General features: G+C 72.9%; 14 protein-coding genes. 7 read left to right on the top strand and 7 right to left on the bottom strand.

Features of this window, described 5'->3' with window-relative positions; all coding sequences use genetic code 11:
- Positions 1–242 precede the first annotated feature (242 nt).
- Positions 243–656, top strand: a complete 414-nt coding sequence (locus C1I99_RS21330; protein ID WP_111135994.1) for a DUF6223 family protein — start codon at positions 243–245, stop codon at positions 654–656.
- 118 nt (positions 657–774) lie between these two features.
- Here C1I99_RS21330 and C1I99_RS21325 read toward each other — a convergent pair whose 3' ends face one another.
- The 4 genes from C1I99_RS21325 to C1I99_RS21310 form a co-directional block, all read right to left on the bottom strand.
- Entirely contained in the window at positions 775–1,437 is a 663-nt protein-coding gene (locus tag C1I99_RS21325; protein WP_111135993.1) for a response regulator, read from the bottom strand.
- Positions 1,434–2,606 (bottom strand): sensor histidine kinase, encoded by a 1,173-nt coding sequence (locus tag C1I99_RS21320; protein WP_111135992.1) that lies wholly within the window; start codon positions 2,604–2,606, stop codon positions 1,434–1,436. The genes C1I99_RS21325 and C1I99_RS21320 overlap by 4 nt, the downstream gene beginning before the upstream one ends.
- Before the next feature lie 142 nt (positions 2,607–2,748).
- On the bottom strand, positions 2,749–3,534 hold the full coding sequence (locus tag C1I99_RS21315; RefSeq protein ID WP_438941434.1) for a M23 family metallopeptidase: 786 nt from the start codon (positions 3,532–3,534) through the stop codon (positions 2,749–2,751).
- Positions 3,535–3,795: 261 nt separating this feature from the next.
- Positions 3,796–4,512, bottom strand: coding sequence for a M23 family metallopeptidase (locus C1I99_RS21310; RefSeq protein ID WP_111135990.1), 717 nt, complete (start codon positions 4,510–4,512; stop codon positions 3,796–3,798).
- A 455-nt stretch (positions 4,513–4,967) separates the two neighbouring features.
- Here C1I99_RS21310 and icmB point away from each other — a divergent pair, with 455 nt between their 5' ends.
- From icmB to sucD, 3 genes are all read left to right on the top strand, one after another.
- Positions 4,968–5,372 (top strand): coenzyme B12-dependent isobutyryl CoA mutase small subunit, encoded by a 405-nt coding sequence (gene icmB / locus C1I99_RS21305; protein ID WP_111135989.1) that lies wholly within the window; start codon positions 4,968–4,970, stop codon positions 5,370–5,372.
- 430 nt (positions 5,373–5,802) lie between these two features.
- Complete coding sequence (gene sucC / locus C1I99_RS21300; protein WP_111135988.1) at positions 5,803–6,981, top strand: ADP-forming succinate--CoA ligase subunit beta; 1,179 nt, start codon at positions 5,803–5,805, stop codon at positions 6,979–6,981.
- 2 nt (positions 6,982–6,983) lie between these two features.
- A complete protein-coding gene (sucD, locus tag C1I99_RS21295; RefSeq protein WP_111135987.1) occupies positions 6,984–7,871 on the top strand; it encodes a succinate--CoA ligase subunit alpha in 888 nt (295 codons plus the stop codon).
- A gap of 47 nt (positions 7,872–7,918) precedes the next feature.
- Here the strand turns inward: sucD and C1I99_RS21290 are convergent, their stop codons facing one another.
- Positions 7,919–8,182: a DUF4190 domain-containing protein gene (locus C1I99_RS21290; protein WP_111135986.1), complete on the bottom strand. Its 264-nt coding sequence runs from the start codon at positions 8,180–8,182 to the stop codon at positions 7,919–7,921.
- Between the two features lie 155 nt (positions 8,183–8,337).
- Between C1I99_RS21290 and C1I99_RS21285 the strand changes: the two genes are divergently transcribed.
- On the top strand, positions 8,338–9,633 hold the full coding sequence (locus C1I99_RS21285) for a cell division protein PerM (protein WP_111135985.1): 1,296 nt from the start codon (positions 8,338–8,340) through the stop codon (positions 9,631–9,633).
- Positions 9,634–9,816: 183 nt separating this feature from the next.
- Here C1I99_RS21285 and C1I99_RS21280 read toward each other — a convergent pair whose 3' ends face one another.
- Positions 9,817–10,416, bottom strand: coding sequence for a DUF4190 domain-containing protein (locus C1I99_RS21280; RefSeq protein ID WP_111135984.1), 600 nt, complete (start codon positions 10,414–10,416; stop codon positions 9,817–9,819).
- Between the two features lie 26 nt (positions 10,417–10,442).
- Entirely contained in the window at positions 10,443–10,739 is a 297-nt protein-coding gene (locus C1I99_RS21275) for a CD225/dispanin family protein (protein WP_111135983.1), read from the bottom strand.
- A 178-nt stretch (positions 10,740–10,917) separates the two neighbouring features.
- Here C1I99_RS21275 and purN point away from each other — a divergent pair, with 178 nt between their 5' ends.
- Positions 10,918–11,538: a phosphoribosylglycinamide formyltransferase gene (purN, locus tag C1I99_RS21270; RefSeq protein WP_111135982.1), complete on the top strand. Its 621-nt coding sequence runs from the start codon at positions 10,918–10,920 to the stop codon at positions 11,536–11,538.
- Positions 11,535–13,106, top strand: a complete 1,572-nt coding sequence (gene purH / locus C1I99_RS21265) for a bifunctional phosphoribosylaminoimidazolecarboxamide formyltransferase/IMP cyclohydrolase (RefSeq protein ID WP_111135981.1) — start codon at positions 11,535–11,537, stop codon at positions 13,104–13,106. Before purN ends, purH begins: the two co-directional genes overlap by 4 nt.
- Positions 13,107–13,258: the final 152 nt, after the last annotated feature.

The raw sequence follows: 13,258 nt of genomic DNA, 5'->3' as shown, positions 1-13,258 counted from the left end.
GCCCCGGCCCGCCCCGTGGTGCCGGCCGGGGCGGCGGGATCCGGGACGGTTCACGCCGCCATGAATACCTGAACGGATCCCGAATCACCACCGAAGCCGGGGAAGACAACCACGGTGGTACGACGCACCGAGCGCGTACCACCCGGGTGGTAGGCCCATCGGCAACTCCGGCATGACGACCCGTGACCACGCCGGTACATAGGCTGCCGCCTGTACTCGTCATGCGACAGAAGGGATCCTCGATGTCCATCCGTCACTTGCTCGCCGCCGCCGCAGCCGCGCTGCTCGGGGGAGTCGGGCTTGCCGCACCGGCGGCCGCGCACGTCTCGGCCGCCGCTGGTGGTATCGGCACCGGCTCCGGGCGAACCGGGGCCGTCGTGGCTGCCGTGGTGGGGTTGATCAGCGTGGTTATCGGTGGGCTGGCCCTGGCCCGCTCCACCGGTCGTATCGGCACCGGCTCCGGACGAGCCGGGGCCATCATGGCCCTGGTGGTGGGGCTGATCGGCGTGGTCCTCAGTGTGCTGCATCTGGCCCGCTCCACCGGTGGCTTCGGCACCGGCAACGGGCGAGCCGGGGCCATCGTGGCCCTGGTGGTGGGGCTGATCGGGATAAACCTCGGTGGGCTGGTGCTGGCCCGCTACCGCCGCACCGGCTGACCCGGCTGACCCGGCCTCGGTCAGTCAGCCGTCGCTGCCGGCGGGGCCGGAGACGGGCGGACAATCCGTACACCCGGAGTTGTGGCGCCCGGGTGGCGGCGTACCCCGGAGGTTGTTGTCAGGAGCGGGCGAGCCAGCCGGGAACGATCAGGCCGGACTCGTACGCGAGGATCACCAACTGGGCCCGGTCCCGGACCTGGGTCTTGGTCATGATCCGGCTGACGTGCGTCTTCGCGGTGGCCGGGCTCAGCACCAGCCGCGCCGCGATCTCGTCGTTGGACAGGCCGGCGGCGACCAGCGCCATTACCTCACGCTCCCGCTCGGTGAGCGCGCTCAGCCGCGGCCCCGGGTCCGGATGCGTGACCCGGGCGGTGAACTCGGAGATCAGCCGGCGGGTGATCGACGGCGCGATGAGCGCGTCACCGCGCGCCACCACCCGCACCCCGTGGATCAGCTCCGCGGGCTCGGTGTCCTTGACCAGGAAGCCGCTCGCGCCGGCCCGCAGCGCGCCGTAGACGTAATCGTCCAGGTCGAAGGTGGTCAGGATGATCACGCGGACATCGGAGCTCGCGGCGATCTCCCGGGTGGCGGCCAGGCCGTCCAGCCCGGGCATCCGGATGTCCATGAGGACGACGTCCGGCCGTAGCTGCCGGGCGAGCCGGACCGCCTCGGCACCGTCGGCGGCCTCGCCGACCACCTCGATGCCGTCCTCACCGTCGAGGATGGACCGGAACCCGGCGCGTACCAGGGTCTGGTCGTCGGCGAGCAACACCCGGATCACGCCGTGTCCCCCGGCTCCGATCGCAGCGTCGGCGCGCCCGCCGGCACCGGACCGGGCCGCAGCGGGAGGCGGGCGCGTACCCGGAAGCCGCCGTGCGGCCCGGGGCCCGTAATCAGCGCACCGCCCAGCGCCCGGGCCCGCTCGCCCATGCCGAGGATCCCGTTGCCGGGCGGGCCCGGTACGCCGGTGCCGTCGTCCTCGACCTCCACCAGCACGTCGTCGTGGTCGGGCCGGACCCGGATCACCGCGGCGGTCGCACCGGCGTGCCGGGTCACGTTGGTGAGCGCCTCCTGGACGATCCGGTACGCCGCCAGGCCGACTTCCGGCGGCAGCGGCCGGGTTTCGGCCAGCTCGGTGCGGATCTCCAACCCGGAATGCCCGGCCGTCGTGACCAGCTCGTAGAGGCGGTTCAGGCCGGGTGCGGGCGCGGTCGCCGCCTCGCCCTCCCGCCTCAGGATTCCGAGCGTCGTGCGCAACTCTCGCAGCGCCTCCTTGCTCGCCTGCTTGACCGCCGTGAGCGCCTGCGCCGACCGGGTGGGGTCCGGGCGGTGCAGCGCGGCGCTGGCCTGCACGTTGATCAGCGAGAGGTGGTGGCCGAGCACGTCGTGCAGCTCGCGGGCGATGCGCAGCCGCTCCTCGGTGGCCCGGCGCCGGGCCTCCTCCTCCTTGCCCTGCTCCGCGGCGAGCACCCGGGCCTGCGCCTCGGCGAGATAGGCCCGGCGGTTGCGGGTCACGCCGACGATGACCGCGATGAGCCAGCCGGCGTGCAGCAGTGTCGCCCCGTTGACACTGTCCGCTGTCCTGTTATGGCTGTCGGCGACGGCGAAGGCGACCACCGAGGCGAGACCGAGCCCGATGGCGACCGCGAGGTGCCCCTCGTCGACGACGGTGTAGAGCGCCACGACGAACACCAGCATGATCGGCCCGGGCCGCTGCAACAACGCTCCGTACGCGCCGACGGCGGCCAGCGCCACCACGCCCACCGCCACCGGATGGCGGCGGCGGAGGTACAGCGCGCCGGAGGATGCCAGCACGGCCAGCAGCGCCGCCCATTCAGTGGCGGTGTCGATGCCACGCGACTGCACCACCAGGCCGACGAGGGCCACCAGGCAGACCGCAAGCACCAGGGCCCTGTCCGCTGCCCGGCCGTGCCATCGCCACCTCAACATGCGCCGAAGCCTAATCTCCCGCAACTGGGCGGGAGTGACCCCGCCGTCCGGGGATCAGGCGAGGGCGCCGCTCAGGTCGACCACGTCGGAAACCTCATCGTCGAAACCATGCGGTGACCTTCGCCGGAGCCCTCACGGGTGCTCAGCAGGCCACGTCGATGCCCCGGGCGCGCAGGAACGGCGCCGGGTCGATCTGGTTCCACATCTGGCCCTGGTGCACCTCGAAGTAAAGGTGCGGGCCGGTGGAGTCGCCGGTGGAGCCCTCCAGGCCGATGGTCTCGCCGGCGCTGACCTTGTCACCCACGCTGACCTTCGTGCTGCTCAGGTGGGCGTAGTGGGTGAGGTAGCCGTTGCCGTGGTCGATGAAGACCGAGATGCCGTACCCGTCGCCGACGTCGCCGGCCTTCTCGACGGTGCCGCCGAAGGCGGCGCGGACCGGGGTGCCGGCGGGCATCGCGAAATCGATGCCGGCGTGCAGGGTGCCCCAGCGCGGGCCGTAGCAGGAGGTGATCGCCGCGCCTTTCATCGGGATGACCCAGGTCGGCGCCGGCTTGCTGGTCTTCTTCGGGGTGGGTTTGGCGATGCTCGCCTTCGGGCTGGCCGTCGCCACCGGGCTGGCCGTCGACGGGCTCGGCGTCGGGCTTACGGGGGTGGCGGAGGGGCTGGCCGGCGCGGTCGACTCGCGGGCGGAGCGGTCGGCGCGCGCGGCGGCCTCCGCGCGGGCCTCCGCGTCGAGGGAGGTGGCGGCCGGGACGGAGGCGTCGTCGTCGCCGGCGACGACGACGCCACCGAGACCGAGGCCGGCCAGCGCCACCGACGCGATGATCAGGTACCGGCCACGGCCGCCGGTCAGCTTCCGGTGCCGGGCGGGGGCGTCGGGAGTCTTCTCGTTCGGGATGAAGCTGTCTTCCTGCACGGGGACCTTCACTGATCGAGGGGGCACGTGACCTCGAAATACTCGTGTCGGCCCGGGGCGAGGTGGGTACCGGGAGGGCGACACGGGTGGCCCGCTCGACTCCTGGCTGCCGGTTATGTCCCGCTCTGGGGGCCTCCACCCCGATAAGTGATCATGTACCTGCGTGGCCACGATCACACCGGGGAGTGTGACCCGGCATACTTTCGCCCGGACGGGCGCCGAAAAAACCGCCCGGATCGGTCGATCCGGGCGGTCATTGATCGATACGCAGCGTCAGGACGCGGCTACCTCGCTGTAGATTGCCTCGACTTGTAGCTGGATGTCCACACCGCGGTCCTGGAGCCACGGCACCGGGTCGAGCGGCTCACCCTTGACATGGATCTCAAGGTGCAGGTGGGAGCCGTAGGAGTGGCCCGTGTTGCCCACCAGGCCGAGCTGGTCGCCCGCCTTGACCTGCTGCCCCTCGCGCACGCTCACTGCGGAGGAGTGGCCGTAGATGGCCTCGCTGCCGTCGGGGTGCTGGACGATGACCGTGTAGCCGTAGCCGCCGAACCAGCCGGCCTTCGTCACGGTGCCGTCATGGATGGCGACGTACGGGGTGCCCTCGGGGGCGACCAGGTCGACGCCGGTGTGCAGCTTGCCCCAGCGCATGCCGTAGGGCGAGCTGAAGTCGTATCCCTGCAGGGGTAGCAGCCAGACCTCGGGCTCCGACGTGTCGTCGGCTCCGGCGCGGGTGCTGTCCCGGGAGGCGCGATCGGCGGCCTCGGCGCGGGCCGCCGCGTCCTGGCTCAGGGTCGAGGCCGCCTTGAGCTCGTCGAGGACCGACGGGCTGACGCTCTTGGCGTCCGGCAGGGCTCCCGCGCCGAGCGCGACCACGCCGGCGCCGACGAATGCGGTGGTGACGACCGCGGCGTAGCGGCTCCGCGGGGGGGTGGGTACGCGGCGACGACCGCGATATCGATCGGGCTCAGACGACAGGCGCTGGCGCACGCACACCCTCCGTTGTCGGGGTTCCGATGCGGCTCGCTGGCGTCCATGGCGCTCGGATGAACGTCGGCTGGCCGCGTCGTCACCCGTCCGTGGACCTGATGACAACCGTGGACACGTTAGCCAACCGCCACGCCCGTCACAAGCAGGAACGCCGAATTGCTGCGACATTCCGTCCCCTTGCGTCCGGGATTGTCACGCCTCGTACCCGTCAAACGGCGCCCCTCTTACTGCCCGTTCGTCGCGCAGCGTGACCGAACGGCGGAGTCGTCCGGCTTGACGACGGAGGTCGACGGGATCCGCCCGCCGTGGCCCGGCTGGTCGCCGCCGCCGCCCCGGGATACCGCCGACAGCCGGAACGTGTGGACGTGAGCTTCGCGGCCCGGATTTCCCGGCCCGGGTCGGTCGGGTTACCGTTCGTTCAGGTGAAGCCGCGGAGCCGGTGAAGGGATGCGCAGATGAGCTCTCGTGTTCGGGTCGTCGTCGCCAAACCGGGCCTGGACGGCCACGACCGCGGCGCCAAGGTGGTCGCGCGTGCCCTCCGGGACGCCGGTATGGAGGTCGTCTACACCGGCCTGCACCAGACCCCGGAGCAGATCGTGGAGGCCGCGATCCAGGAGGACGCCGACGCGGTGGGCCTCTCCGTGCTCTCCGGGGCGCACATGACGCTCTTCCGGCGGGTGCTGGAGCTGCTCACCGAGCGGGACGCCCGGGACATCGTCGTGTTCGGCGGGGGCATCATCCCGGACGCCGACATCCCGGAGCTGGAGAAGCTCGGGGTTGCCAAGATCTTCACGCCGGGCGCCACCACCCAGTCGATCGTGGAGTGGGTCCGGCAGAACGTCGCCCAGCCCGTCGGCTGAGCCCGGTCGGCGGCCCGACGGCCGGCCCCAGGAGACGGGGGAGGGGCCGGACGCACCCCTCACACGTCCGGCCCCTCTATGCACGATGCCCCGCCGCCACCCCTCGACCGACAGGGCATCGGCCGTCTCCCGTCTTCGCGCTGATCAGCGCTCCGACACCTGACTCAACGACGCCCCCGCGGAGGGGTTACGCACCCGCCCCAACATCGCCCGGACGGCTGAACGGCGGGGTGCGGCGGTGGGAACACCCCGTGCCGGTGGGCTGGCTGTGCATTACCGCACACCACGCACCCGCTCGGTTGCCGCCGGTGCTCCCCTCGCTAGGCTGCGGCCAACGGCCTGTCTCGACTGATGACAGGCGTCAAACTGTTTTCCATAACGCTGTGGCGGCGCGACGGCGCGCCGCGGAGACGGGACGGGACGCGCAATCGTGGACCTGTACGAGTACCAGGGGCGGGACCTGTTCGAGCGGCACGGGTTGCCCGTGCTCGCCGGCGGCGTCGCCACGACCCCGGAGGAGGCCCGCGCGATCGCCGAACGCCTCGGCGGTCGGGTGGTCGTCAAGGCGCAGGTGAAGGTCGGCGGCCGGGGCAAGGCCGGCGGCGTCAAGCTGGCCGAGGGCGCGGAGGAGACGGTGGCCCGGGCCACCGACATCCTCGGCATGGACATCAAGGGTCACACCGTCCACAAGGTCATGATCACCGTGACCGCGGACGTGGCCGAGGAGTACTACTTCTCCTACCTGCTCGACCGGGCGAACCGCACCTTCCTCTGCATCGCCAGCGTTGCCGGCGGCATGGACATCGAGCAGGTCGCCGCCGAGACCCCGGAGAAGGTCGTCAAGGCCCCGATCGACGCCAACACCGGCGTCGACGAGGCGAAGGCGCGCGAGATCGTCGCCGCCGCCGGGTTCCCGGCCGAGGTCGCCGACCAGGTCGTCGAGGTCGCGGTGGGGCTGTGGAAGGCCTTCGTCGCCGAGGACGCCACGCTGGTCGAGGTGAACCCGCTGGCCCGGACCAGCGAGGGCAAGCTGCTGCTGCTCGACGCCAAGATCACCCTGGACGAGAACGCCGCGTTCCGGCACCCGGACCACGAGGCGCTGGTCGACCAGGCCGCGGTGGACCCGCTGGAGCAGGCCGCCAAGGAGAAGGACCTCAACTACGTCAAGCTCGACGGCGAGGTCGGCATCATCGGCAACGGCGCGGGTCTGGTCATGTCGACCCTCGACGTGGTCGCGTACGCGGGCGAGCGGCACGGCGGCGTCAAGCCGGCCAACTTCCTCGACATCGGCGGCGGCGCCAGCGCCGCGGTGATGGCGAACGGGCTGGAGATCGTGCTCTCCGACCCGTCGGTGAAGAGCGTCTTCGTCAACGTCTTCGGCGGCATCACCGCCTGCGACGAGGTCGCCAACGGCATCGTGCAGGCGCTGGCCCTGCTCCAGCAGCGCGGCGAGCAGGTCACCAAGCCGCTGGTCGTCCGCCTCGACGGCAACAACGCCGAGGCCGGCCGGGCGATCCTCGACGGCGCGAACAACCCGCTCGTGCAGCGGGTCGACACGATGGACGGCGCGGCCGAGCGGGCCGCCGAGCTGGCGGCTGCGGGGGTCTGAACATGGCTATCTGGCTGACCAAGGAGTCGAAGGTCATCGTCCAGGGGATGACCGGTTCCGAAGGTTCCAAGCACACCCGGCGGATGCTCGCCGCGGGCACCAACGTCGTCGGCGGCGTCAACCCGCGCAAGGCGGGGCAGACCGTCGACTTCGACGGCACCGAGCTGCCGGTCTTCGCCAGCGTCGCGGACGCGATGGCGCAGACCGGTGCCGACGTGACCGTGATCTTCGTACCGCCGCAGTTCACCAAGGGCGCGGTCGTCGAGGCCATCGACGCCGGCATCGACCTGGCCGTGGTGATCACCGAGGGGGTGCCGGTGCACGACACCGCGGCCTTCTGGGCGTACAACGTCGCCAAGGGCGAGCGCACCCGGATCATCGGTCCGAACTGCCCCGGCATCGCCTCGCCGGGCGCCTCCAACGCCGGCATCATCCCGGCCGACATCACCGGCTCCGGGCGGATCGGCCTGGTCAGCAAGAGCGGCACGCTGACCTACCAGATGATGTACGAGCTGCGCGACATCGGGTTCTCGACCTGCGTCGGCATCGGTGGCGACCCGATCATCGGCACCACCCACATCGACGCGCTCGCCGCGTTCGAGGCCGACCCGGAGACCGACGCGATCGTCATGATCGGCGAGATCGGTGGTGACGCCGAGGAGCGGGCCGCCGACTTCATCAAGGCGAACGTCACCAAGCCAGTGGTCGGTTACATCGCCGGCTTCACCGCGCCGCCCGGCAAGACCATGGGTCACGCCGGCGCGATCATCTCCGGCTCGGCCGGCACCGCCGAGGCCAAGAAGGCGGCGCTGGAGGCCGTCGGGGTCAAGGTCGGCAAGACCCCGACCGAGACCGCCAAGCTGATGCGGGAGATCATGTCCGGGGGCTGAGCCCGGCAGGCGTACGACGCGGGGGTCGACCGTTCGCGGTCGGCCCCTCAGTCGTTGTAGAGCGGGTAGTCGCCGCCGGCCCAGAGGATGCTGCTGCCGATGATGTTGATCACGCCGAACGCGATGGCCAGGTAGCCGAGCACCGGTGACTGGCCGAAGCGCCGGGCGTCGCGGATCGACAGGTAGCCGAAGATGACGCCCAGGATGCCGCAGCACAGCAGGCCCAGGATGATGCCGAGCACGCCCCACAGCGTCGTCCGGTCCCGGCCGCCAGCCGGCGGCGGCGGGGGCGGCGGATACGGAGCGTTCACGGCTTCCCTCCGGGCGTCGCTGCCGCGACGTCCGTCGCGTCCTGCGCCGAGGCTAAACCGGATCGGGGGTTCGGGGCGGTGGATCACGGGACTCGCCGCCGTGCGGGGGCGGTATCGGACTGCCACCGCCCGCCCGGCATGCCAGAGTAGACCCGATGTCCTCCGTCACCCCTGATCAGCCCAGCCGTCCCGCCGCCGAGGCGGGCACCGGCGCCGGGCCGGGCGGCCGCAACGGCCCGGGCCGGCGGGTGCCCGCGCCCCGGGGTGGTGACGCGCCCCGCAGCCGCGCCCCGCTCGCCGTCGCCGCCGGCGTCGCCGCCGGCTGGGCCGCCGTCACCTCCTGGTTGCCGGTCGTCGTCGTGCTCTGGTTGTTCCAGGCCAGCGAGGACGCCGCCTCCCTGATCGGCGCGCTCCGCGCCGGGCTGGCCGGATGGCTGCTCGGGCACGGCGTGCCGCTGGAGACCGGTGCCGGCCCGCTCGGCCTCGCCCCGCTGGCGCTGACCGCGCTGGCCGTCTGGCGGCTCACCCGGGCCGGGGTGCACACCAGCCGGGCCATGGGCGCGCGGGGCAGCCGGTCGCCACGGCGGGCGCTCGTCGCCGCCGGCGCGGTCGGCGGCGCGTACGCGCTGCTCGGCGTGCTCGCCGCGGTGCTGGTCGGAGCGGGCGGGCCCGAGGTGTCCCCGGTCCGGGCCGGGGTGACCTTCGCGCTGGTCGGCACGCTCGCCGCCCTGATCGGGGCGGCCCGCACCACGGGTGTGTCCGGGCTGCTCGCCGAGCGGGCTCCGGCGGCGCTGCGCGACGGCGTGCGGACCGGCCTGGTCGCCGGGCTGGTGCTGCTCGGCGCGGGCGCCGGCGCGGCGGGCCTCGCCGTGGCCACCGGCGGCGGGGACGCCGCCGACATGATCGGGGCCTACCGCACCGGAGTGGCCGGGCAGGCCGGGATCACCCTGGTCAGCCTCGCCTACGCGCCCAACGCCACCGTCTGGTCCAGCAGCTACCTGCTCGGGCCGGGGTTCGCGGTCGGCACCGACACGGCGGTCCGCACCAGCGAGGTGTCCGTCGGCGCGCTGCCGGCCGTACCGCTGCTGGCCGGGCTGCCGCGCGGGCCGGTGGACGGGCTCGGGGCCGGGCTGCTCGCGGTGCCCGTCCTCGCCGGAATGGCGGCGGGCTGGCTGCTCGCCCGGCGACTGGTCCGGCTGGCCGCCGACGGCCGGGAGCCGATGCGCTGGGCTCCGCTGCTCGGGCCGGCGGCGCTCGCCGGCCCGGTCGCCGGCCTGCTGCTGGGTGTCGCCGCGGCGGCCTCCGCCGGCCCGCTCGGCGGCGGCCGGCTGGCCGAGGTCGGCCCCGTCGCCTGGCAGGTGGCGGCGGTGGCGACCGCGGTCATCGGGGCCGGCGCGCTGCTCGGCGCCGCAGCGACCCGGGCGCTGAGCCGGCCCGCCGCCCGGCCCTGACCTCTCTATGGTCGGGCCCGCCGCCCGGGCCCTGACCGCTCGGAGGTCGGCCGCCCGGGCCCTGACCGCTCGAAGGTCGGCCCGCCTCAGCGCGTCCCCGGCCGACCGGTGGACGCCCGGGCGCTCCCGCGCCTACGACGAGGGGCACCCGGTGTGCTCCGGGTGCCCCTCGTCGCAGGTGGATCAGGAGAAACTGTCGAGGTTGAGCGCCGCCCCGACGAACGCGTTGATGATGCCGATCACGATACCGATGGCGCCGGTGATCAGCGCCGCCTTCGCCTGGCCCCCGTTGCTGGCCAAGCCCTGCGCCGCCTTCTTCTGGCCGAGCACGCCGAGCACCACGCCGGCGACGCCGGCCGGGATGCCGAGCAGCGGGCAGCAGAGCCCGAGCACGATCGAGGCGATGCCGACGATCATGCCGATCAGGCCCAGATTGTTCTGCTGTCCCTGGGCCGTCGGGTAGCCCGCAGCCGGGTACGCCGGCGTCCCGCCGTACGGCTGCTGGCCGTACGGGTCCTGGTGCGGCTGCCCGTACGGCTGGCCCGGGGCGGGCTGCCCGTACGGCTGGCCCGGGGCGGGCTGCCCGTAGGGCTGCCCGGAGGTGGGCTGGCTGTACGGGTACTGCTGCGGTGCGGCGTACGGGTCGTTCGGCTGGCCGGAGGCGGGCGGCTGCCCGTACGGCGCCGCCGGCGGCGGGGCGTAGGGGTCGTGGGGCTGCGGCGCGGTCGGGTCCTGGTGCGGCTGCTGGCCGTAGGGGTCCTGACCGGGGTTACCAGGCTGCATGCGGGCGACGCTCCTCGTCAGATCTGTCAGTAGGCGGTGCTGTCGCCGCTCATCATCCCGGCAAGACCGCCCAGCAGGCAGCACAGCAGGACGATCACGTACCAGGCGATGCCGACGATCAGCGCCCACTTCGACCACTTCTTCGACTCCGCGGCGGCGGCCTGGGCGCCGGCGTAGTCACCCTGCTGGAGCAGCGGGTTCACCTTGGAGGCGTTGATGATGGCCGGGATGGCCAGCGGCCAGAAGAGGAAGATCGCGACGATCGACATGGTCATGTTGTTGTTGATCTGCGGCGGCTGCTGGGGCTGGTATCCGGGCTGCATCGGCGGGTACTCCTCGATTCATCGACACGCCGGGACGTGTCGGATCAGTGACGGGTGGGGCCGGAGGTACGCCGGCCCGAGCGACCGGCAGCGTACCCGGTCGGCGCCAACCGTGCTGTCGGTGAATGTCGTGCTGCCCAGCGGTTGGGCGCTCCGGCCTGCCAGATAGGGTGGCCGGGTGACCGAGCCCGCGTCCGCCGCCCGCCTCGTCGTCCTCGTCTCCGGCTCCGGGAGCAACCTGCAGGCGCTGGTCGATGCGTGCGCCGACCCCGCGTACGGGGCCCGGGTGGTGGCGGTCGGCGCCGACCGGGACGGCATCGCCGGGCTGGACCGGGCCGCCGCGGCCGGGGTACCGACCTTCGTGGACCCGCTGAAGGCGTACCCCACCCGGGAGGACTGGGACGACGCGCTCACCGCCCACGTCGCCGAACACCGGCCCGACTTGGTCATCTCCGCCGGTTTCCTGAAGCTGGTCGGCCCGCGCTTCCTCGCCGCCTTCGGCGACCGCTACCTGAACACGCACAACACGTTGCTGCCGGCGTTCCCCGGCATCCACGGCCCGCGCGACGCCCTCGCCTACGGCGTGAAGATCACCGGGGCCACCCTCTTCTTCGTCGACGCCGGGATGGACACCGGCCCGATCGTCGCGCAGGTCGCCGTGCCGGTCCGCGACGACGACAACGTGGAGACGCTCACCGAGCGCATCAAGGAAGCCGAGCGGCGCCAGCTCGTCGAGCAGGTGGGCCGCCTGGTCCGCGAAGGTTGGACGATTACCGGAAGAAAGGTCACGGTCCCGTGAGCTCCATTCAGGACGAGCGCCGCCCGATCCGGCGGGCGCTGGTCAGCGTCTACGACAAGACCGGCCTGGCCGAACTGGCCCGGGCGCTGCACGCGGCCGGGGTGGAGATCGTCTCGACCGGCAGCACGGCCTCCACCATCGCCGACGCCGGGGTACCGGTGACCCCCGTGGAGGCGGTGACCGGCTTCCCCGAGATCCTCGACGGCCGGGTCAAGACGCTGCACCCGAAGGTGCACGGTGGTCTCCTCGCCGACCTGCGCAAGGAGTCGCACGCCGCCCAGCTCGACGAGCACGGCATCGCCGGGATCGACCTGCTGGTGTCCAACCTGTACCCGTTCCAGGCCACGGTCGCCTCCGGCGCCGGGGCGGACGAGTGCGTGGAACAGATCGACATCGGCGGCCCGGCGATGGTCCGGGCGGCCGCGAAGAACCATGCCTCGGTCGCCGTGGTCACCGACCCGTCCGCGTACCCGGCGCTGCTGGCGGCGCTCGGCGAGGGGGGCTTCACGCTGACCCAGCGGCGCGCGCTGGCCGCGCGGGCGTTCGCCGACATCGCCGAGTACGACGTGGCGGTGGCGAACTGGTTCGCGGTGCGGTTCGGCCCCGAGGCGCAGGAGTGGCCGGGCTTCGCCGGGTTGGCCCTGCGGTCGGCGCGGACGCTGCGCTACGGCGAGAACCCGCACCAGGCCGCGGCGCTCTACACCGACCCGGACACACCGGCCGGGTTGGCCCAGGCCGAGCAGTTGCACGGCAAGGAGATGTCCTACAACAACTACGTCGACGCGGACGCGGCGTGGCGGGCGGCGAACGACTTCGCCGACCAGCCGGCGGTGGCGATCATCAAGCACGCCAACCCGTGCGGCATCGCCGTCGGCGCCGACGTGGCCGAGGCGCACCGCAAGGCGCACGCCTGCGACCCGGTGTCCGCGTACGGCGGGGTGATCGCGGTCAACCGGCCGGTCTCGGTCGAGCTGGCCCGGCAGGTCGCCGACATCTTCACCGAGGTCGTCGTCGCGCCCGGCTTCGACGAGGGCGCGGTGGAGATCCTCCAGGGCAAGAAGAACATCCGGCTGCTGCGCGCGCCGGCGTGGAACCCCCCGCCGGCCGAGTGGCGGCAGGTCAGTGGTGGCGTACTGGTGCAGATGGCGGACCGGGTGGACGCCGCCGGCGACGACCCGGCGAGCTGGCGGCTGGTGGCCGGCGACCCGGCCGACGAGGCGCTGCTGGGTGACCTGGCCTTCGCCTGGCGCGCCGTACGGTCGGTGAAGAGCAACGCGATCCTGCTGGCGAAGGACGGTGCGACCGTCGGGGTCGGCATGGGTCAGGTGAACCGGGTCGACTCCGCGCGGCTGGCGGTCAGCCGGGCCGGGGCCGACCGGGCGCGCGGCTCGGTCTGCGCCTCGGACGCGTTCTTCCCGTTCGCCGACGGCCCGCAGATCCTCATCGAGGCGGGTGTCCGGGCGATCGTCCAGCCCGGTGGCTCGATCCGCGACGAGGAGGTCATCGCCGTGGCGCAGGAGGCGGGAATCACCATGTACCTCACCGGTACCCGCCACTTCTTCCACTGACCCCCAAGCCGCCCGGCAGTACGCCCAGCGTGCTGCCGCATCCTGCCGACGGGGCGTACCGGGACCGGTCGTCCACCACAACTGCATGATCACCGGGTGGTCGGCGCCTGGGCGTAACCCGACGCAGGTGGTCGGCGGACCGGGGCCGGGCC

Source organism: Micromonospora deserti (assembly GCF_003236335.1).
GTDB classification, from domain to species: domain Bacteria; phylum Actinomycetota; class Actinomycetes; order Mycobacteriales; family Micromonosporaceae; genus Micromonospora; species Micromonospora deserti.
This window is presented reverse-complemented; position numbering and strand designations above follow the sequence as displayed.